Annotated in this window: 14 protein-coding genes; 3 read left to right on the top strand and 11 right to left on the bottom strand. The window is 58.6% G+C overall.

Annotated elements, in window-relative coordinates:
- Window positions 1–118 precede the first annotated feature (118 nt).
- Complete coding sequence (locus HMPREF2857_RS09655) at window positions 119–2,236, top strand: acyltransferase family protein (protein WP_246819690.1); 2,118 nt, start codon at window positions 119–121, stop codon at window positions 2,234–2,236.
- 16 nt (window positions 2,237–2,252) lie between these two features.
- Here the strand turns inward: HMPREF2857_RS09655 and ffh are convergent, their stop codons facing one another.
- Entirely contained in the window at window positions 2,253–3,866 is a 1,614-nt protein-coding gene (gene ffh, locus HMPREF2857_RS09650) for a signal recognition particle protein (RefSeq protein WP_048735500.1), read from the bottom strand.
- A gap of 605 nt (window positions 3,867–4,471) precedes the next feature.
- On the opposite strand from ffh, the gene HMPREF2857_RS11210 reads away from it, so the two are divergent.
- Entirely contained in the window at window positions 4,472–5,389 is a 918-nt protein-coding gene (locus HMPREF2857_RS11210) for a hypothetical protein (protein ID WP_070643979.1), read from the top strand.
- Between the two features lie 479 nt (window positions 5,390–5,868).
- Window positions 5,869–6,618, top strand: coding sequence for a hypothetical protein (locus HMPREF2857_RS09640; protein WP_048735495.1), 750 nt, complete (start codon window positions 5,869–5,871; stop codon window positions 6,616–6,618).
- Between the two features lie 167 nt (window positions 6,619–6,785).
- Here the strand turns inward: HMPREF2857_RS09640 and ftsY are convergent, their stop codons facing one another.
- The 10 genes from ftsY to coaD form a co-directional block, all read right to left on the bottom strand.
- Window positions 6,786–8,327: a signal recognition particle-docking protein FtsY gene (gene ftsY, locus HMPREF2857_RS09635; RefSeq protein WP_070643977.1), complete on the bottom strand. Its 1,542-nt coding sequence runs from the start codon at window positions 8,325–8,327 to the stop codon at window positions 6,786–6,788.
- A gap of 47 nt (window positions 8,328–8,374) precedes the next feature.
- Window positions 8,375–11,869 carry a chromosome segregation protein SMC gene (smc, locus tag HMPREF2857_RS09630; RefSeq protein WP_070643974.1) on the bottom strand — a complete coding sequence of 1,165 codons (3,495 nt, stop codon included), beginning with the start codon at window positions 11,867–11,869 and terminating at the stop codon, window positions 8,375–8,377.
- An 88-nt stretch (window positions 11,870–11,957) separates the two neighbouring features.
- Complete coding sequence (locus HMPREF2857_RS09625; protein ID WP_070643972.1) at window positions 11,958–13,274, bottom strand: ammonium transporter; 1,317 nt, start codon at window positions 13,272–13,274, stop codon at window positions 11,958–11,960.
- Between the two features lie 256 nt (window positions 13,275–13,530).
- A complete protein-coding gene (locus HMPREF2857_RS10990; RefSeq protein ID WP_069358780.1) occupies window positions 13,531–13,812 on the bottom strand; it encodes an acylphosphatase in 282 nt (93 codons plus the stop codon).
- Window positions 13,802–15,262, bottom strand: coding sequence for an alanine/glycine:cation symporter family protein (locus HMPREF2857_RS09620; RefSeq protein WP_070603807.1), 1,461 nt, complete (start codon window positions 15,260–15,262; stop codon window positions 13,802–13,804). The genes HMPREF2857_RS10990 and HMPREF2857_RS09620 overlap by 11 nt, the downstream gene beginning before the upstream one ends.
- Before the next feature lie 18 nt (window positions 15,263–15,280).
- Entirely contained in the window at window positions 15,281–16,144 is an 864-nt protein-coding gene (mutM, locus tag HMPREF2857_RS09615; RefSeq protein ID WP_070643969.1) for a bifunctional DNA-formamidopyrimidine glycosylase/DNA-(apurinic or apyrimidinic site) lyase, read from the bottom strand.
- A complete protein-coding gene (rnc, locus tag HMPREF2857_RS09610) occupies window positions 16,144–16,872 on the bottom strand; it encodes a ribonuclease III (RefSeq protein ID WP_038628630.1) in 729 nt (242 codons plus the stop codon). Before rnc ends, mutM begins: the two co-directional genes overlap by 1 nt.
- A gap of 42 nt (window positions 16,873–16,914) precedes the next feature.
- On the bottom strand, window positions 16,915–17,475 hold the full coding sequence (locus HMPREF2857_RS09605; RefSeq protein WP_070595147.1) for a YceD family protein: 561 nt from the start codon (window positions 17,473–17,475) through the stop codon (window positions 16,915–16,917).
- A 29-nt stretch (window positions 17,476–17,504) separates the two neighbouring features.
- Complete coding sequence (locus tag HMPREF2857_RS09600) at window positions 17,505–18,266, bottom strand: SPFH domain-containing protein (RefSeq protein WP_049171555.1); 762 nt, start codon at window positions 18,264–18,266, stop codon at window positions 17,505–17,507.
- A gap of 10 nt (window positions 18,267–18,276) precedes the next feature.
- Complete coding sequence (coaD, locus tag HMPREF2857_RS09595; RefSeq protein ID WP_016422540.1) at window positions 18,277–18,750, bottom strand: pantetheine-phosphate adenylyltransferase; 474 nt, start codon at window positions 18,748–18,750, stop codon at window positions 18,277–18,279.
- Between the last annotated feature and the right edge of the window lie 23 nt (window positions 18,751–18,773).

Below are 18,773 nucleotides of genomic sequence, written 5' to 3'. Positions count from 1 at the left end.
TTGGAAATTAACAAAACTGCGCACTCGAAACGCTGCATACCCACTAAGGCTGAACGTCGTTGACAGTGCGGTAACGTAACATTCTATGCAAACCACCGGCACCCAATATAGGTATGACTTGGACGGACTACGGGGCATTTCGATTGCCCTCGTAGTCCTTTTCCACGTTTACGTCGGCCGCGTTTCCGGTGGTGTGGACGTATTCCTCTTGCTCTCCGGGTTTTTCTTCTTCGGCGCGCAGTACCGCAATGCCATCAACCCCAGGCAGTCAATCAATCCATGGTGGAGTATCTGGCGCACGCTGCGTCGCCTAATCCCGACACTGGTGCTGGTCCTCTTCGCGACAACCCTGTTTGTCATTTACTTCATTCCATCGCTTCGCACCATCGACATTGCCCAGCAACTCCGCGCCAGCCTGCTCTACTACCAAAATTATGAACTGGCACTCCAGGGCTCGGACTACGCTGCCGCAGAGAGCGAAACTTCCCCACTGCAGCACCTGTGGTCAATGTCGGTGCAGGGCCAGTTTTATCTCGGCTCCATTTTGCTCATCTCCCTACTCGCCTGGATGACGCGCTCACCCCAGATTGTCGGCGCGGTCACCTCACCGGTGGAGGCGAAGCGCACCGACGCTACTGGCGGTAAGCTCCGCCGAATCCTCACCCCTTTGCTGGCAGTTATCACTCTCGGCTCGCTTGTCTATGCCTTCTATATGCACTCCGAAAACCAGGGGTGGAACTACTACTCCACTGTCAGCCGCCTCTGGGAGCTCTGCCTCGGCGCACTACTCGGACTGATTCTTGGCCGGGGCTCCGTCCCCATGCCCAAGCCTCTTCGAGTGCTGTTAGCCAGCATCGGCCTCGCACTGGTAGTCTCCACCGGTTTCATCTTCGATGGCGCCGCGCAGTTCCCAGGCCCTTGGACCCTATGGCCCCTCGGTGGTGCTGCGCTGATTATTATCGCCGGCCCTGAGGCGGGCTGGATCTCCAAGTTCCTGGCCAGCCGCCCAATGCGCGAAGTAGGCCAGAGCGCCTACGCGCTCTACCTGTGGCACTGGCCTCTTCTCATCCTGGCCATAAACTACCTCAACCGCGATACTCCGGGGCTGAAGCTTGGCACCGCAGTGATCGTCGTTTCCTTTATTTTGGCCAAAGTCACCAACAAGTATGTCGAGCTGCCGCTGGCTCAATCGACTCGCCGACCGACCCGGACTCAGCCCGTCGTCGGCGATGCAATCCACGCAATGAAGCATCGTCGCCCGGCTCGTCGTCTAGCGGTAGTCGGCACTATTGTCGTCATTGCGTTGGTCGGCATGTCCAGCCTTGTCAACGTGCAACAGGTGCGCGTCAATCGCGCCTCCGCCACCAGCCTAGATCCAGAGGTCTATCCAGGTGCACTCGCGCTTACCGACGGGTACGAGGTCCCCAAGGCAGCCACAAAGCCGAATACCGATTTCATCACGGACCTTTGGCCGGAACCTGCCCTCGATGGCTGCCTTGCGACAGGCGGTGAGGACGTCGGATACTTCCCGCCGAATCGCCGTTGGCGCGATGAGACCCAGCCGTGTGTCTACGGTGATCCAGATGCTAGTGAATCGATTGTCATCGTCGGCGGCTCGCACATGGAACATTGGTTTGCCCCGATTGATGCCTACGGCAAAAACAACGGGTACCGAGTGGTGGTTCTTCTCCGACAAGGCTGTCCAGCGACCTTAGAACCGATCCACGGAGTCGGCGATATCTGCGTGGCCTGGACTTTCGAGGCTCTGCACAAAATTGACGAGATTCAGCCAGAGATGGTTTTCACCACTTCGACCAGACCCTTGTTCCAGGCGGACCCACCGCAGCCGGGCGACTACACACCGGATGGCTATGTCTCGTTTTTCGCTGCTCTACAAGAACGCGGAATTGATTTCTTCGCTATCCGCGATAACCCATGGGCGCTACGGGAGGACTTGGACCAATTCTCCCCCAGCGTATGCGAAGAAGCGGAAGAAGACTGCGCTATCCACCGCAAAACTGCCCTAAATGCAGAAAATCCCGCTGAGGAGATTCTTGCGAACTTCCCCAACGGGCACAGTCTAGATTTCTCCGACATCTTCTGCGGTCCGACCACCTGCCGTAAAGTTATTGGCAATATCTACGTCTACCGCGACAGCAATCACATCACCGATGAACTAGCGGCCACTTTCAGTCCTGAAATGGACCGCCAGATTCAGAAGGCTCTGCGGGACTAGCTACTTCTAGTCCCCGCTACTTCTTGCCCTGTCCGAAGTCGAGATTGTTGAGGTCAAAGTCCTCCATACCTTCTGGCAGCTGATTACCCATCTGCTTCTGCAGCTTCTGCAGTTCAGCCATGCTAGGCATACCCGGCATGCCCTGCATACCTGGCATTCCAGGCATACCGGGCATTCCACCACCGCGCATTGCCTTCGGTGGCGTTGGACCACGGTTAGCGCCCTTGCGCTTATTCTTGCCCTTGCCCTTTCGACCACGCTTCGCCTTGCGGTTCGATGGGCGACCACCGCCCATACCAAATCGGCCGGCCATCTGCGCCATCATCTTCCGCGCCTCATTGAAACGCTCGATGAGCTGGTTAACCTCTGAAACGGACACACCGGAACCGTTGGCGATACGACGACGTCGTGAAGCATTCAGAATCTTCGGATTCTCGCGCTCTTCCGGAGTCATACCGCGGATAATCGCCTCGATGCGGTCAAGCTGCTTTTCGTCGACCATTTCCGCGGCCTTGGACATTTCCGCGCCGCCGGGGAGCATCTTGAGGATGTTGCCGATTGGGCCCATCTTGCGGACCATCATCATCTGCTCGAGGAAGTCCTCGAGAGTCAGCTCGCCGGAACCAATCTTCTGGGCGGACTTGGCAGCCTGCTCATGATCGATTTCCTTGGAAGCGACCTCAACCAACGTCTTCAGGTCACCCATGCCCAGGATGCGGCTGGCCATACGGTCTGGGTGGAAGACGTCAAAGTCCTCCAACTTCTCGCCCGTGGAGGCGAACAGAATCGGCTTACCGGTGACCTCACGGATAGACAGTGCAGCGCCACCGCGCGCGTCGCCATCGAGCTTGGTCAGTACAACGCCGGTGAAGTCAACGCCGTCTCGGAAGGCCTTGGCGGTCTCTACCGCATCCTGACCAATCATGGAGTCGATGACAAACAGAACTTCATGCGGGTTGATGGCATCGCGAATGTCGCGAGCCTGCTTCATCAGAACCTCATCGATACCCAGGCGACCTGCGGTATCGATAATCACCACATCGTGGCGATGCTGGCGAGCATAAGCGAGGCCACGGAACGCGGCGTCAACTGGGTTGTCCTCGCTGGTGCCCATTTCATGGGTGGAATCGAGGCTGGTGCCCGGGAACGGTGCGAAGCACGGCACGCCTGCACGCTCAGCGACAATTTCCAGCTGCTGCACCGCACCTGGACGCTGCAGGTCACAGGCGACGAGGACCGGGGTGTGCCCCTGATCCGTGAGGTACCTGGCCAATTTACCGGCCAAGGTGGTCTTACCAGCGCCCTGCAGACCGGCCAGCATGATAACTGTTGGTGGCTGCTTCGACATATTCAGCCGTCGAGTCTCGCCACCGAGGATGTTAATCAGTTCCTCATTGACGACCTCAATAATCTGGTTTGCCGGGTTGACAGTCTGGCTGCCAATAATTTCGTTAGCGCGTTCCTTGATGCGCTTGATGAAGGTACGGACAACCTCGAGGGAGACATCGGCTTCCAGAAGAGCCAGCCGAATCTCGCGGGCGGTGGCGTTAATATCCGCCTCAGTCAGGCGGCCCTTCCCGCCCAGCCCCCGCAGGGCACCCGTCAAACGATCGGAAAGAGACTCAAACAAGTTTCCAGCTCCCCTTTTGCCTTGTTTTTTCTTAACTGTTCTACCGTACCCGCTGGATACTCCATTTGGCACATATCTACAGCTTCGCCTATCGACAACGATTGCAGCCCACCCACCCTAAATGCCCCGATTCGGGTGTAACCAATAGGAAGTAAAAAATAGCAATAGGACGAAGCTCTTTTATTCTCAAGGACGTTAGATTACTGTTCGTTATTTTAACGTGACAATTAAACGAGCCTCCAGATATGAATGCCCTACTGCATAAAGAACGTTTATCCAACCCAGTTACCACCAGCTAGGTAACAGAAAGATAACGCCAGTGGCTAGCTTTTGCTAAGGCCACCCTTAGTAAGAACCTCCCCCGGAATGGTGTAAGCCAAATAGCAAACCGGCGGCATTGCAGCAGGTCAAAGCACGCCACTGCGCACCTGATGTTATTCCTATAACTACCTCCAATACCATTCATATATCAACCAGTTTATGGTTAATCATGAACCTAGTTAACCGCAGTTGGCCTGGTTTTATTTTCCGCCGTGCACGATGAGGGATGAACGGCGAAATCAGATTCATTGGTCTCTGACCGTTTGACTCCTTGAGAGGTTTTCATGAAGAAGTTCACCACGGCTATCGCCGCCGCTGCCTTCTCCGCCAGCATGATTGCAAGCGCAGGCACCGCTACTGCACAGATTCCGGACTCAATGCCGACCGAGTGCCCCGCCGGCCAGCACTTTGAGAACGTCGGAGGCACCTTCCAGTGCGTCGCAGACCAGCCTGAGCAGGATTCCACTGACGGAATTCCGGCCCCAATGCCGGACAAGTGCCCAGACGGCCAGCACTTTGAGAACGTCGGCGGAACCTTCCAGTGCGTCGCGGACCAGGAGGCTCCTAAGCCCGAAACACCGGGCGACAATGGGTCCCAGCCGGGCGACCTGGGAAACCCAGGCATTTCTGATAAGCAGTGCCCGGAGGGCGAGCACTTCGACATGAGCAAGCCAGTCCCAGGCAACCCGAACGTCTTCGGTGTCTGCGTCAAGGACGAGGCGAAGCCGGACACTGACAAACCAGGCACGGACAAGCCGGACGCTGACAAGCCAGGCAAGGACGACGAGAAGCCGGGTAAGCCGGGTAAGGACGGCAAGGACGGTAAGCCGGGCAAGGATGGCAAGGACGGCAAGGACGGTAAGCCAGGCAAGGACGGCAAGGATGTCAAGGTAAACGTTGGCATCAAGATCTCTGCTGAGTGCAAGAACGAAAACAAGTGCACGAAGGAAGAGAAGAAGGCCAAGGAAAAGGCTGAGAAGAAGGCTTCCGAGTCCAAGAAGACGACCTCTTCCGAGAATGTAAAGAAGGTTTCGGACTCCAAGAAGTCTGAACACAATACCTCGGAGTCCAAGAAGGCTTCTTCGACGCAGAGCACTGGCCTGGCAGCCACTGGCGTTGACGCCACCACCCTGGGTGGAGCCGCTCTGGTTCTCCTGGTCGGCGGTGTCGCCGCTACCCGCATCGCCCGCAAGAACCGCTAAGAAGCTTAGGGTTCTACCCCGCTAACGAAACATAAAATGCTCCTGATGCCAATTCAGCATCGGGAGCATTTTTGTGCGTCACACCTCCGAAAAGTCATAACGTCTAGAGCTCGAAGCATAAAACCCACAGGTACCGATTTTTTACCAACCCTCTACGCTCCCACCCGCCTCTCGCCACCCCGACACGATCAGATGCCAAGCTTCGCTAGCGAAGACAGAAAAGCCTCCCCGCCGAGTGAACAGTGACGAGTTCTAAAGATGCTCCAACCACAACGGGTGTACACACTCAGCGTTGTAAATATAAGTTCCCGCTTTCCCTTACTGGGACTTGGACGAGTCAACAATTTCGATTTACCCCCTCCCCAAGCTCACGTCACCAAAGACTGTAATTAGTTATTAGCATCAAAAGCGTGAACAGTGTTCCCCCACTTAAGCCCGTTGATTACAGGGCTTTCCTATAGACATTGTGAGGTTTCCAAATGAAGAAGCTCTCTTCGACCATGGTGGCCGCTGCCGCTTCAGCCGGCATGCTCATCGGCGTTGGCGCTGCCACCGCACAGATTCCTGACCCCGCCCCGTCGGAATGCCCCGCCGGTCAACATTTTGAAAATGTTGGCGGTACTTTCCAGTGTGTAGATGACGCTGCAAACCCGGATCCAGGAGGTTCATCTAACGATGGCATCCCACCGGGCGTTGAGGACACCCAGACCTGTCCCGACGGTTCCCCGCGTGACATGAGCAAGATTGACCCGGCAACCGGGGCTTACGGTGCTTGTGGCACTTCAGATGATTCCGGCCCAACTCCGGAGCCTGATGAAGATGCCCCAGAAAATGACGGAATTCCGCCGGGAGTCGATGACACCGCAACGTGCCCCGACGGTTCCCCGCGTGATATGAGCAAGATCGACCCGGCAACCGGAGTCTACGGCTACTGTCCGACCTCCGATGACGAAACTCCGGGCGACGATGAGAACCCAGGCGATGACGCTCCGGGCGACGATGAAAACCCAGGTGACGAACAGCCCGGGGAGGACGAGAATCCTGGGGAGGAAAATCCAGGCGACAAGCCCGACACCCCTAAGAATGACGGTAAGCAAACCGGGACCAAGAACACTGGGCTAGCAGTCACTGGTGTTCAGGCGACTGCCCTCGGCGGTGCCGCTCTTGCACTCTTGGTCGGTGGCGTGGCAGCTACCCGCCTCGCACGCAAGAATTCTAAGGATTCCTAGCACAACTCTCCGCTAGATTCCTAGCACCTCAACATTAAAGGCCCCGGAGCCCCGCGTATCCTCTACAGAAATCTACGCGGTGGCTCCGAGGCCTTTATTTTTGCCGGGGGCAACGGGCGACGCTGTACTCACCAATCGATGGAAAATTCACTCATCGATGTTAGTTACTATTTGCGGCCGCCGAGCAGTGCGTCTACGAAGCTCTCCGGCTCAAACGGCGCCAGGTGGTCAGCACCTTCACCAAGGCCAACCAACTTCACCGGCACACCGAGCTCGTTTTGCACCTGGAATACAATGCCGCCCTTCGCGGTACCGTCCAGCTTGGTCAGGGCAACGCCGGTGATGTCTACTACATCCCGGAACGTACGAGCTTGCAGTAGACCATTTTGGCCAACCGTCGCGTCCAAAACCAGGATGACTTCGTCAACCTGAGCCTTCTTCTCCACCACGCGCTTAATCTTGTCCAGTTGGTCCATCAGACCGACCTTGGTGTGCAGGCGGCCGGCGGTGTCGATGAGCACCACATCAGCGCCGGACTCGATACCGTGAGCAACTGCCTCAAATGCAATAGAAGCAGGATCGGCGCCTTCAGCGCCGCGAACGGTCTCCGCGCCAACGCGTCGCCCCCAGGTCTCCAGCTGGTCGGCTGCAGCAGCACGGAAGGTATCCGCTGCGCCGAGAACAACACGGTGGCCACCGGCGACCAGTACACGAGCCAGCTTGCCCGTCGTCGTGGTCTTACCTGTGCCGTTGACACCGACTACCAGAATCACTGCGGGCTTGCCCTCGTGCGGAAGTGCGCGGATGGAGCGGTCCATCTCAGGCTTGCACTCCTCAATCAACACCTCACGCAGCAGGGCGCGCACTTGCTCTTCCGTGCTCACCTTCTGGCTGGCAATACGCTCGCGCAGCTTATCGACGACACGCTGCGTCGCAGCCGCACCGAGGTCAGCCATAACCAGGATGTCTTCAACCTCTTCCCACGCGTCCTCATCAAGGTCACCCGCGCCCAAGATGCCGAGCACAGACTGGCCAATTGCATTCTGCGACCGTGACAGACGACCGCGCAGGCGGCCCAGACGTCCCTCAGCCGGGTCGATGGAGTCAATCTGCTGTTCTGCTTCTGGCTCTGGCGTCGGCTCCGGCGCAGCTTCCGGCTCCGGTTCGGGAGTCGGCTCCGGCTCCAGCTCCGGTTCAGGAGCAGGAACTACCTCTACCTCAGGCTCTGCTTCGGGCTCTGGTTGTGGTTCCGGCTCGAGCTCTGATTCCTCTTCCCCGGCCGTTGGCAAATCGATTGGGATTTCCCGCATTACGCGGTCATAATCCCCCTCCATTTCGGTGGGGTTATCCGGAATAACCAGTCGACCTTCTGGTTTCAGCAGTGAACCGTCCGGCTGATCGGCAGGTATATCAGCCTGCTTTTCCTCTGGCTCCGGGGCCTGCTTTTCAATCGGCTTTTCCGCCGGTTTCGGCATCGGTTTTTCAACCGGCTGCTTCTCGCGGGTATCAGTCCCACCACCGGCCGGAGCGAAGTTAAAACCACTAGTGGCCTGGTAATTTCCAGACTTCTCCTGCTGGGTGAGTTCCTTAGTATCTTCCTTCGCAAAGGAAATGCGCTGGTTCTTCCTGCGGACATAGCCCACAACAAAGAGCAGCGCGATAATAACGACAATCGCGACGACAAGGAGTATCCACTGAGTTGGAGTCATAACTCTCATTATGCAGTATCAACGACTCTTCCTCACTTACTCCGCGCTTACTCCGCTCCTGTCGACGGAGTTGCGGATGCCGGTGACATTCGCTGCGAGATTACTCGAGTCACACCATCGCCCCGCATGGTCACGCCGTAGAGCACATTCGCAACGTCCATTGTTGGCTTCTGGTGCGTAATGACAATCAGCTGACTGGTCGCGCGGAGTTCCTCGAGCAGCGCAATAAGGCGACGCAGGTTAACGTCGTCAAGCGCGGCTTCCACCTCGTCGAGTACGTAAAAGGGACTCGGGCGCGCACGGAAAATAGCGACGAGCATTGCCAGCGCCGTCAGCGACTTCTCGCCGCCGGAGAGCAACGACAGCCGCTTAACCTTTTTGCCCGGCGGGCGGGCTTCAACCTCGATACCTGTCGTGAGCAGGTTGTCCGGCTCGGTGAGAACCAGTCGTCCGTCGCCGCCCGGGAAAAGCGTTTGAAAGACCGCGGGGAATTCTGCCTCGACATCGTTCCACGCGTCTGTGAAGAGCTGCAGGATCGTGGCATCGACTTCCTCGACAACATCGGTGAGGTCCTGGCGGGCCTTGAGGACATCATCGAGCTGCGTGGATAGGAAAGAGTAGCGCTCCTCCATCGCCTTATACTCCTCCAGCGCCAACGGGTTGACGCGGCCGAGCACACGCAGATCCTTCTCCGCCTGTTTGAGCTGCTTCGTCACGGCTGCGCGGTCGAAGTTCTCATCAGGAGCAAAGTCCGCGAGCAGGTCATCGACAGACAGCCCCAACTGGTCGACGATGCGCTCTGCAGCCTCGGTCACGCGGACCTGCGCCTGCGCACGGGCGATGTCGCCCTGGTGCGCGGAATCCGTTAGCTGTGCCAGCTCACGTTGCGCCGTATTCGCCTCCGTCCGGGCCGCTGATAGTGCCTGCGACACCGTCTTCTTCTGCGCCTCGGCATCGTCGCGATCGGCCTCTGCCCTCGCCAACGACACGTTGACCTTCGCGTGCAAGTCCTCAGCCAGCTCCGCGACAACTTCTGCCAATTCGCGCTGGGCAACTTTCGCCATCTGCGCCTGCTCATGGCGAGCCTTCGCTACGCGCTCCGATGCAGCCTGGCGACGGAGCCGCTCGGCCTTGCCTCGTACACTCGACAGTCGCTCCTCTGCCGTACGCAGCGACAGACGCGCCTCTGTTTCCATGGCGCGCACAGCCGTCAGCGCCTCCGAGGCACGGTCACGTTCGCTTGTCGACGGTTCCCCCTCCTCGGGGTCACGGTCAACGCGAGCTAAGCGGTCTGCGACCTCCGCCAACTCCTTCTGGAGCTTAGTTACTCGGTCCGCGGCTTCGGCTCCGCGCTGCTCAGCGCGTTCGGCATCATGCACCACGCCGGACAGCTGCGCTGTGGCCCGAGTTCGGGCATCCGTGAGGACCTTCATACGACTCTGATGCTCACGCAACGCAGCACGGGCGGCCGCCGCGTCCGTGCGGCGGTCCTCTTCTTCGGCCTGTGCACCGGAGAGCACACCACCGAGGTCACTCAACCGCGCCTGTGCTTCCGCCAGTTCCTCGCGAGCCTTGGCAATATCCGCAGCGATTTCCACACCTGAGGCAGTGCCGCCAGCACCGCCAGCTACCCAACCCGAACCACGCAACACACCATCGCGGTCAACAACGCGCAGTCGAGTATCCTGGGTCACCAGCTCACGGGCGACGTGTTCGTCCTCGCAGGCCACGACGTCAACGAGCAGAGAGGTCAACGAACCTGAAAGCTCCGCGGGCACTGTCACATGATCGAGCAGCCAGGATGCCTGTGCGGGCAGAGTGATGTCCAAGCGCCAAGAGTCGGATGCATCCGCAGAATTGATAACAACGGCACTGCCCTTGCCCGTGGCCACCAGCTCGTCGATAAGCGAATCTCCACTGCCCTCGCTGACCAGTGCTTCGGCGGCCGCGCCGAGGGCGGCAGTGAGCGCTTTTTCCCAGCCAGCGTCGACATCGATGACTTCAGAGAGAACGCCGAGCTCGTGCTTTTCACGTAGCCACGCGGTGCCGTCGTTGGCAGCGGCGGTGCGGGCGGTCTCCAGAGCTTCGATGCGGGCGGAAAGACCTGAGACGCTGCGCTCGAGGTCGCGCTCGTCAGCGCGGAGTTCTTTCAACCGTGTAGAGGCCAGCTCTGCTTCCCGGTTGGCCTGTTCATAAGCACTCTGCAGCTCGGGACCTTCGAATTCTGCCTCGGCTAGCTCCTGCGCGGCGTTTTCCACAGCTTCGGTGGCATCGGCACGGCGTTCGTCGGCCTCATTGGTTTGCTCGGCAAGGCGTGCAGCTTCGGCCTCGGCGGCTTCCAAGCGGGTGCGCAGAGATTCTTCTGCGGAAATGAGACGAACCACGCCTTCGCGACGGTCGGCGATTGCGCGAACGGCCGCGAGGTGCTCCGCTTCGGCTTCGCGGAAAGTCTCCTCGGCATCGAAGAGCGTTTCGCGGATTTCCTCCAGTTTTTCGCGGGCCTCTGCCTCAGCCTCAGCGAGCGTGGCTTCTTCGGTGGCGGCGTCGTCGGCACGCTGCTCCAGGAAGTCCGGGTCTGGGCCTACCCACGGAGCGACGGAGTGGTCGGCCGCGCGATCGGCGGCGATGCGGGCCGTCGCTTGAATACGCTCACCGAGTGCGGAGAGACGGAACCAAAGGTCACGGGCAGCATCGGCAGCTGGAGTGATGTCCTCCAGTTCGGCTTCGAGTTCTGCAGTGCGCTCAGCGGCAATCTCGGCTCGCTCCGTGGCGGCCTCCACCTTTTCCTCAATGAGCTTGGCTTGACCAGCAATGTCATTGAGGCTGTCCTGCAAATCCACGAAGTCCGCGGCAGCCAAACGCAACTTGGCGTCGCGCAGGTCTGCCTGCACAGTCTGGGCGCGAGAGGCGGCCTCAGCCTGACGCTTCAGCGGTTTGAGCTGACGGGAAAGCTCACCTGTCAGATCCTGCAGACGGTCGAGGTTAGCCTGCATCGACTGGAGTTTGCGCTGCGCTTTCTCCTTGCGGCGGCGGTGTTTGAGCACGCCTGCAGCTTCTTCGATAAACGCACGACGCTCCTCTGGCCGTGACTCCAGAATCTGCGAAAGCCGGCCCTGGCCTACGATGATGTGCATCTCGCGGCCAATACCGGTGTCGCTGAGGAGTTCTTGCACGTCCATTAGACGGACGCGAGAACCGTTGATTTCGTACTCACTTGCGCCGTCGCGGTACATGCGACGCGTGACAGAGACTTCCTTATATTGAATGGGAAGTGCCCCATCGGAATTGTCGATGGTAAGAGTTACCTCTGCGCGCCCCAAGGGCTTTCGCCCGGAGGTACCCGCAAAGATGACATCTTCCATTTTGCCGCCACGGAGGGTCTTGGCGGAATGCTCACCCATAACCCACGCGAGGGCATCGACGACATTCGACTTTCCGGATCCGTTCGGGCCGACAACTGCGCAGATGCCGGGCTCAAATTTCATCGTCGTCGCCGAAGCGAAGGATTTAAAGCCCTTCAGAGTCAGCGATTTCAAATACATGGGGCAATATCTTACCCGTAGTTACGGTTTGGAGCTGAATTACCCCAAGCACGCCCCCTGTTACACAAGATCGTTTACACAGCCTTGTTTACACAGCCGCCTGCTTGGCTGACGTGTAGGCCGACTCACCATGCTGAGCGACGTCGATACCAGAATGTTCCTGCTCGCCGTGGATACGCCAACCGACGGTTGCCTTCAGGACTCGGGCAATGATGTACGTCAGCACGCCCGAGAACACCGCCGCGATGACAGCAATAATGATCTGGATGGCAAACAATTTCAGGCCGTCGATGCCACCGCCGGTAAGCAGTCCTCGGTCGTTGGCCAGCAGACCGACACCAATCGTTCCCCACATAGCTGCAACCAGGTGCAGACCAACCACATCCAGGGTGTCATCGAAGTTGAACCTGTACTTTAAGCCAACGCCCCAGCAAGCCAGCGCACCGCCGATATAGCCCAGAATGATTGACGTCACTGGGTTCATATCTCCTGCGGCCGGAGTAATAGTCACAAGCCCTGCGATGACACCCGAAGCGGCGCCCAGCGAGGTGGGATGTCCATCACGAATACGCTCGAGTGAAATCCAGCCGAGCATCCCCACGCACGCTGCCACCGTCGTATTCAGCCATGCCAGACCAGCGACACCGTCGGCAGCAAATGCCGAACCGCCGTTGAAGCCAAACCAGCCGAACCACAGCAGTGCAGCACCCAGCATGACGAGTGGCAGGTTGTGCGGGCGATGCTGGCTGCCATCGATAGACTTGCGCTTGCCGACGATAATCGCCAGCACCAAAGCGGCAGTACCAGCAGCAATGTGCACAACCGTACCGCCAGCAAAGTCAATCGGAGCGATCAATGCTTCACCGTCAGCGGTACCGAACAGCTTCGCCGACAGCCCCTCTGCCGAGTGGCTCAGCAGGCCGCCGCCCCAAACCATGAAGGCCATTGGGAAGTACACCAACGTCGTCCAGAAACCGACGAAGATTAACCAGGTGGAGAACTTCACGCGTTCGGCCAGCGCTCCAGAGATCAGTGCCACGGAGATAGAGCAGAACGTGAGCTGGAACCCGATGTCGATGATGTTCGGGTAACCATTTGCACCCGCGATGTAGTTGCCGTCGCCATCCGTGATTGAGTTACGCAGACCGAAGAATTCGAATGGGTTGGCAAAAACACCACCGATCGACTGCGATCCGTAGGACATCGACCAGCCCCACAGCACGAAAATGGCACCGACAACGCCGACCGCACCAAAGCTCATCATCATCATGTTGAGCACCGACTTTTGTCGCGACATGCCGCCGTAGAACAGCGCGAGCGCCGGTGTCATGAGCAAGACCAACGAAGCCGAGATTAGCATCCACGCTGAGTTTCCCGACTGTGCAATTACTTCTTCAGGCGCCATTTGTGCCTCCCCTGTCTGTCAGTAGGTAGTTATTAACTTAATCCACTCGTCTTCCGTATTTACGTATTCTTGTTCCCGTTTGCGTAGTTTTAGCACTCTGAGACCTCTACAACGTCCCTATTGACTACCTGAAGACACGAAAAAATCCCCCGCCAACTGCGTAAAAACAACGACGTAGAGCGAGGGATAGAACGTATTCGAATTTTTCGGATTCCTACACCGACATGGGGGGGGAGAGAAGGCAGTTGGCACCCGCTTAACGACGGTCAAACGTGCTCAATGCACCCTTCGGTTCCTGCCATAACGGCACCACTGCCGTCACATCTCCCGGAGTATTCGGCCCCTCAAGCCAAGCGAGCAAACTCTCACAGTCTGCCCGTGGCCCTTCGGCAACAACTAACACCCGACCATCCGGATAGTTCTGGGCATAACCGACCAACCCCAACTCCAGAGCCGTCGCGCGGGTGTACCAGCGAAAACCAACACCTTGAACACGACCGTGTACCCACGCGGTGAGGCGGACGTCGTTAAGCGACATCGGACTCACGCACTGTCATCGGGTCGGAACCGTCCCAGCACTCGATCTTGTCGTGGCCGCGGAGGTTTGGCAGATCATCGCGGTGGAATACCGGATTGAGCCCCTTGGACTTCTGCTCAGAGTAGTTCCGCAGAAGCGCGACGGCTACGCCGCCCAGCGGGAGAATGGCAATGATGTTAATGGTGGCCATGAGTGCGGAGAAGGTATCTGCAAGCGACCAGACGAGCGGCACCGAACCGACAGCTCCGCCAATAACGCACAGGATGACCAGGACGCGCACGGTATTCAGGACAGCCTTGCTCTTAGACAGGAACGGGATATTTGCTTCGGCGTAGTAGTAGTTGCCCACCAGCGAGGAGAACGCAAGGAAGAAGATGATAACCGTAATCGCGTGGATTGCCCACGTGCCCACCTGCGCCGACAGCGCGGCCTGAGTCAGCGCGGTGCCCTCTACATCGCCGCCGAAAGTCGGGTCGGACAGCAGAATGATAACCGCGGTGATGGTACAGACGACCCAGGTATCGAAGTAGACGCCCATCGTCTGAATGAGGCCCTGCTTGACCGGGTGCGACACCGATGCCGTCGCCGCCGCATTCGGAGTGGAACCCATACCGGCTTCATTGGAGAACAGACCGCGGCGAATACCCTGCATCATGGCGGTACCGACGGCAGCACCAGCAATCTCACGGATACCGAAGGCGTGCTCAAAAATCAGCTTGATCATGCCTGGCACCTCGGTGATGTTGAGAGCCAAGACAATCAGGCCGAGGATAATGTAGGCCACGGCCATAATCGGCACGACAATCTGCGTCACCGCCGAAATACGCTGCACACCACCGAAGATGATGACACCAGCCAAGATGGCCAGCACGATACCGACACAGAACTTAAAGATCGGTGTCTCCTGCCCGGTCGACTGAGCCACAGCCGCCGTAATCGAGTTGGACTGCACCGCGTTGAACACGAAACCGTAGGTCACCGTGATAGCGATGACGAACAGCGATGCCATCCAGCGCCAGTTCTCCCCTAGCCCCTTGGTGATGTAGTAGGCCGGGCCGCCTCGGTAAGAGTCCTTATCCCGCACCTTGTACAGCTGTGCCAGCGTAGACTCCACGAAGCTGGTTGCGCCACCAATCGCGGCGAGCAGCCACATCCAAAACACCGCGCCAGGGCCACCGGTGGTGATCGCCACCGCCACACCTGCGACGTTTCCGGTACCCACGCGTGAGGCTGCCGAAATTGTAAAGGCCTTAAAGGCCGAGATGCCCTTGACGCCCTCAGAAATATCAGAGGGCTTTTCAGTGATGGCCCTGAACATCTCCGGGATGTACCGGATCTGCACCATGATGGTCCGCCAACAGAAGTACAAACCTGTACCAATCAGCAGAACAATCATGAGCAGCCAGTACTTGTCATTCCAAGCATTTACCCAGTCGGTTGCTTGCTCCATGAAACTCATAAGGAAATTCTAGCGCTGACAGGTGGGACACAGATAACTCGATCTATTCCCAAATGGCAGACGGACAATTGTGCGCCCACACCTCGGGCACGGCTCCCCCGCTTGTCCATAGGCGTTCAAGCTCCGCTCAAAATAGCCGCTTTCGCCGTTGACATGCACATATAACGCATCGAAGCTGGTGCCGCCGGCCGCTAGCGCCCGCTCGAGTACCGATTGCCCCTCGCGCAAAAGTTTCGCTAAACGACGGACCGAAAGGTCACACGCCGGCACGCGACCATCGACCTTCGCCGCCCACAGCATTTCGTCGGCATAGATGTTGCCGATACCCGACACAATGTTCTGGTTGAACAATACGGCCTTGATCGGTGAACGCGACTTCATCATGCGGCGTGCAAGGGCAACCACATCGACGGTGGGCTCCAATAGATCGGGCGCGATCTTGGCTGCGGGTTCCGGAACTAAGCATCCATGGGATTCGACCAGTTCACAGGCCCAGACCCAACCAAAGGTGCGCTGATCGTTGAAGTTGATTAGGTGCCGAGCGCCGTCCGGAAGGGCGATGTCGAAAGCGGCTCGGGTGTGACGGCCAGGCAGCGTATCGGGAGTGTACGGAGCTTCCACGCGCAATTGGCCGCTCATGCCCAGGTGGATGGCAACCGCGGAGTCGTCGTCAAGCGTGAGCCACATGAACTTACCGCGGCGATCCGTAGCGACAACCGTGCGCCCGCGCGTACGACCGATAAACTCCGCGGCGCCACCGGGTTGGCGCCGCACGGCACGAGCGTTGTAGACGAAGGAATCGTCGATGCGGCCACCGACGACGTAAGTGTCGAGACCGCGGCGTACGGACTCGACTTCAGGAAGCTCAGGCATTAGGCCAGTGCGGTATGCGCCTGATGCGCGGCGTGCATTTCGGCTTCCTTCTTCGTGGCGCCGGTACCGCTGCCCTTAACCACGCCGTCAACCAGCACGTCGACGTAGAAAGTTAGGTCATGGTCGGGGCCGGTGGTGCGCACGGTGTACTCAGCAGCCGGTAGTTGCTTGGCCGCCAGGCGTTCCTGCAGCAGCGTCTTCCAGTCACGGCCGCGGGACTCAGTCGGGGCATCGTCAATCATCTGGTTGAACAGGCGAAGCACGGTCTCGCGGGCAACCTCGAAGCCATGCTGCAGGTAAATAGCACCCAGCAGCGCCTCGGTGGTGTCAGCGAGAATCGAGTGCTTATCCGCGCCACCGGTGGCCTTCTCACCGCGGCCGAGGAGAATGTGCTCTCCCAACCCGATACTGCGGGCCAGGTCAGCCAGCGCGTACATGTTCACGACACCTGCGCGCATCTTGGAAATATCCTGCTCAGCGCGGTCCGGGAAGCGACGGTAGAGTTCTTCAGCAACGCACATGCCCAGCACGGCGTCGCCCAGGAACTCTAGACGCTCGTTATTGGTCAGCATGCCATTTTCATTCGCGAAACTGCGGTGGGTCAAAGCGAGCTTCAGGGACTCCTCTGGTAGCTCAACACCGAGTTTTTCCAGCAGCGGGGCGTGATCGACGGCCTCGAAGGCCGCCTTCCTAGCCGCCTCACCGGTTAGCCGACGCTTGCGGCTCATCCGTTATATCTCCTTTAAATTCTTCGTCTAAGTCGTCGTCGATTACTTATCGTCGCCGAGCGAGCCAAACTTTTCCGCCAGGCCAGCCCAACGCGGATCAATACGCTCCTCTTCACCCGAGATGCCGTCTGGTTCGGGCACTTCCGAGTCCGACTCAGCACAGCTGGAATCGAAATCCAGACAGGTCGGATTGAAGGGCAGGTTCAAGCCCGCCTCATCGATGACGGCTTGAGTGATATCCACCGTATTGTCGACGATCTGGCCAACTTCGTCTTCGAGGTCTTCTTCCTCGGCATCGTCGCCCGTGATGAAGTCCTCGTTGTTGGAAAACACAGCCGAAATGTGGAAGCTGAGCTCCGGATTCAGCGGGGCTAGGCAGCGGACACACTCGCCGGTGGCCTTGGCAGTCACAGTCGCGTCAACCATGACACCGCTGCCGAGGTTCGTGACAATGCCGTCAACGACAACCTCCTCGCCAGCGGCGATGCCAATCATCTCGACACCAACGCGGACAGGGCTATCGCCTACCTTGCGGAACTGCTCGGGCATGCCGCCCTGCAGACATGTCGAAACGTCCAGAACAAATGGGGATGAGTCAGTCATGATAGACCTCAGTCTACCCCGAAGATGCGCTAACGCTCGTACCGGCGGCGTTCCTGCCCCTCGGAGAAGGAAGACGGCGCGCTCTGTGCCCCTGCACCACCGCCGACGGCACCGGCCCCCGAACGCAGTACCGAGCGATTGCGACCGACATTACGCAGGGTCTCTTGGAGAGTCTGTTCAAACTCGGCGAGCTTGGAATCGACGTAGCGGTCACACTCTTCACGGAGGCGAGAGGAATCCGCGTGTGCGTCGGAAAGCAGACGATTCGCCTCGTCATTGGCTTCGCGGACGACCGTCGACTCAGCGACCAGGCGAGCCTGCTCCTCACGGCCTTCCGCAACGGAACGCTCGTAGGATTCGTTACCAGCGTGAATCAGGCGATCGGACTCGGCAGAAGCACGATCCACAATGCTGTCGTACTCGTGCTGAGCATCCTCGCGGAGGCGACGGGCGTCGTCCTCAGCGGCCGCGACGGTGCCAGCTGCGTGGGCATTGGCATCCTCGACGGTGTGATTAGCGCGGGCCTCGGCCTCGTCGACAATGCGATGGGCTTCTTCATCCGCAGTCGAAATGGTGTTGTTCGCCCGGGCTTCAGCATCGTTGATAATCTCATCCCGCTGGTCCAAGACGTCCTGCGCGTCATCGAGCTCAGCCGGGAAAGCATCCCTCAGCTCATCGAGCAACTCGAGAACACGCTGACGCGGAACCATACAATTGGCCGACAGTGGCACGCCGTGTGCCTCTTCTAGGATCTGGACCAGTTCATCAAGAGATTCGAAGACGCGAAACATGACTTACATGCTACTTCAGTCGGCGCTGCAGGGCGTGCAAGACAGGCTCAGGAACTAGCCCTTCCACCGAACCGCCGTAGCGAACAACTTCCTTCATCAGTGTCGACGACACATGACCGTACTTCGGATCAGCCTCCACAAAGAGAGTCTCAATGCCCGTCATGCGCCGATTCATCTGCGCCATGGGAGCCTCGTACTCGTAGTCTGCTGCCGAGCGCAGCCCCTTGACCAGGCAGGTAATACCCTGCGCGGAGGTGTAGTCAACCAACAGCTTCGACCAGGAGTCCACCTGCACATTGTCCAAGTGCTGCGTGCACTGCCGAATGAGGTCCATGCGCTCTTCGACGTTGAACATGCCCTGCTTATTCGGGTTGTGGGTAACCAGCACGGTCACCTGATCGAATTGGCGCGCGGCACGCTCAATCACATCGAGGTGACCAGAGGTCATGGGATCGTAGGAACCGGGGCAGCATGCGTGAGTCATAGAGGTAAACCACCTTTGGCCGT

The organism is Corynebacterium sp. HMSC076C10 (assembly GCF_001812455.1).
GTDB classification, from domain to species: Bacteria; Actinomycetota; Actinomycetes; order Mycobacteriales; family Mycobacteriaceae; genus Corynebacterium; species Corynebacterium jeikeium_D.
Note: the sequence above shows the minus strand (reverse complement) of the source record. Positions and strands in the feature narration are given on the sequence as shown.

Excerpts from the sequence above, each read along its gene's own strand:
- mutM (WP_070643969.1), bottom strand. The coding sequence starts at position 16,144 with ATGCCTGAGCTTCCTGAAGTCGAGTCCGTACGCCGCGGTCTCGACACT.
- HMPREF2857_RS09625 (WP_070643972.1), bottom strand. The coding sequence starts at position 13,274 with ATGGCGCCTGAAGAAGTAATTGCACAGTCGGGAAACTCAGCGTGGATG.
- HMPREF2857_RS09600 (WP_049171555.1), bottom strand. The coding sequence starts at position 18,266 with ATGTTTCGCGTCTTCGAATCTCTTGATGAACTGGTCCAGATCCTAGAA.
- HMPREF2857_RS11210 (WP_070643979.1), top strand. The coding sequence starts at position 4,472 with ATGAAGAAGTTCACCACGGCTATCGCCGCCGCTGCCTTCTCCGCCAGC.
- smc (WP_070643974.1), bottom strand. The coding sequence starts at position 11,869 with ATGTATTTGAAATCGCTGACTCTGAAGGGCTTTAAATCCTTCGCTTCG.
- HMPREF2857_RS10990 (WP_069358780.1), bottom strand. The coding sequence starts at position 13,812 with ATGTCGCTTAACGACGTCCGCCTCACCGCGTGGGTACACGGTCGTGTT.
- ftsY (WP_070643977.1), bottom strand. The coding sequence starts at position 8,327 with ATGACTCCAACTCAGTGGATACTCCTTGTCGTCGCGATTGTCGTTATT.
- HMPREF2857_RS09640 (WP_048735495.1), top strand. The coding sequence starts at position 5,869 with ATGAAGAAGCTCTCTTCGACCATGGTGGCCGCTGCCGCTTCAGCCGGC.
- coaD (WP_016422540.1), bottom strand. The coding sequence starts at position 18,750 with ATGACTCACGCATGCTGCCCCGGTTCCTACGATCCCATGACCTCTGGT.
- rnc (WP_038628630.1), bottom strand. The coding sequence starts at position 16,872 with ATGAGCCGCAAGCGTCGGCTAACCGGTGAGGCGGCTAGGAAGGCGGCC.
- HMPREF2857_RS09620 (WP_070603807.1), bottom strand. The coding sequence starts at position 15,262 with ATGGAGCAAGCAACCGACTGGGTAAATGCTTGGAATGACAAGTACTGG.
- HMPREF2857_RS09605 (WP_070595147.1), bottom strand. The coding sequence starts at position 17,475 with ATGACTGACTCATCCCCATTTGTTCTGGACGTTTCGACATGTCTGCAG.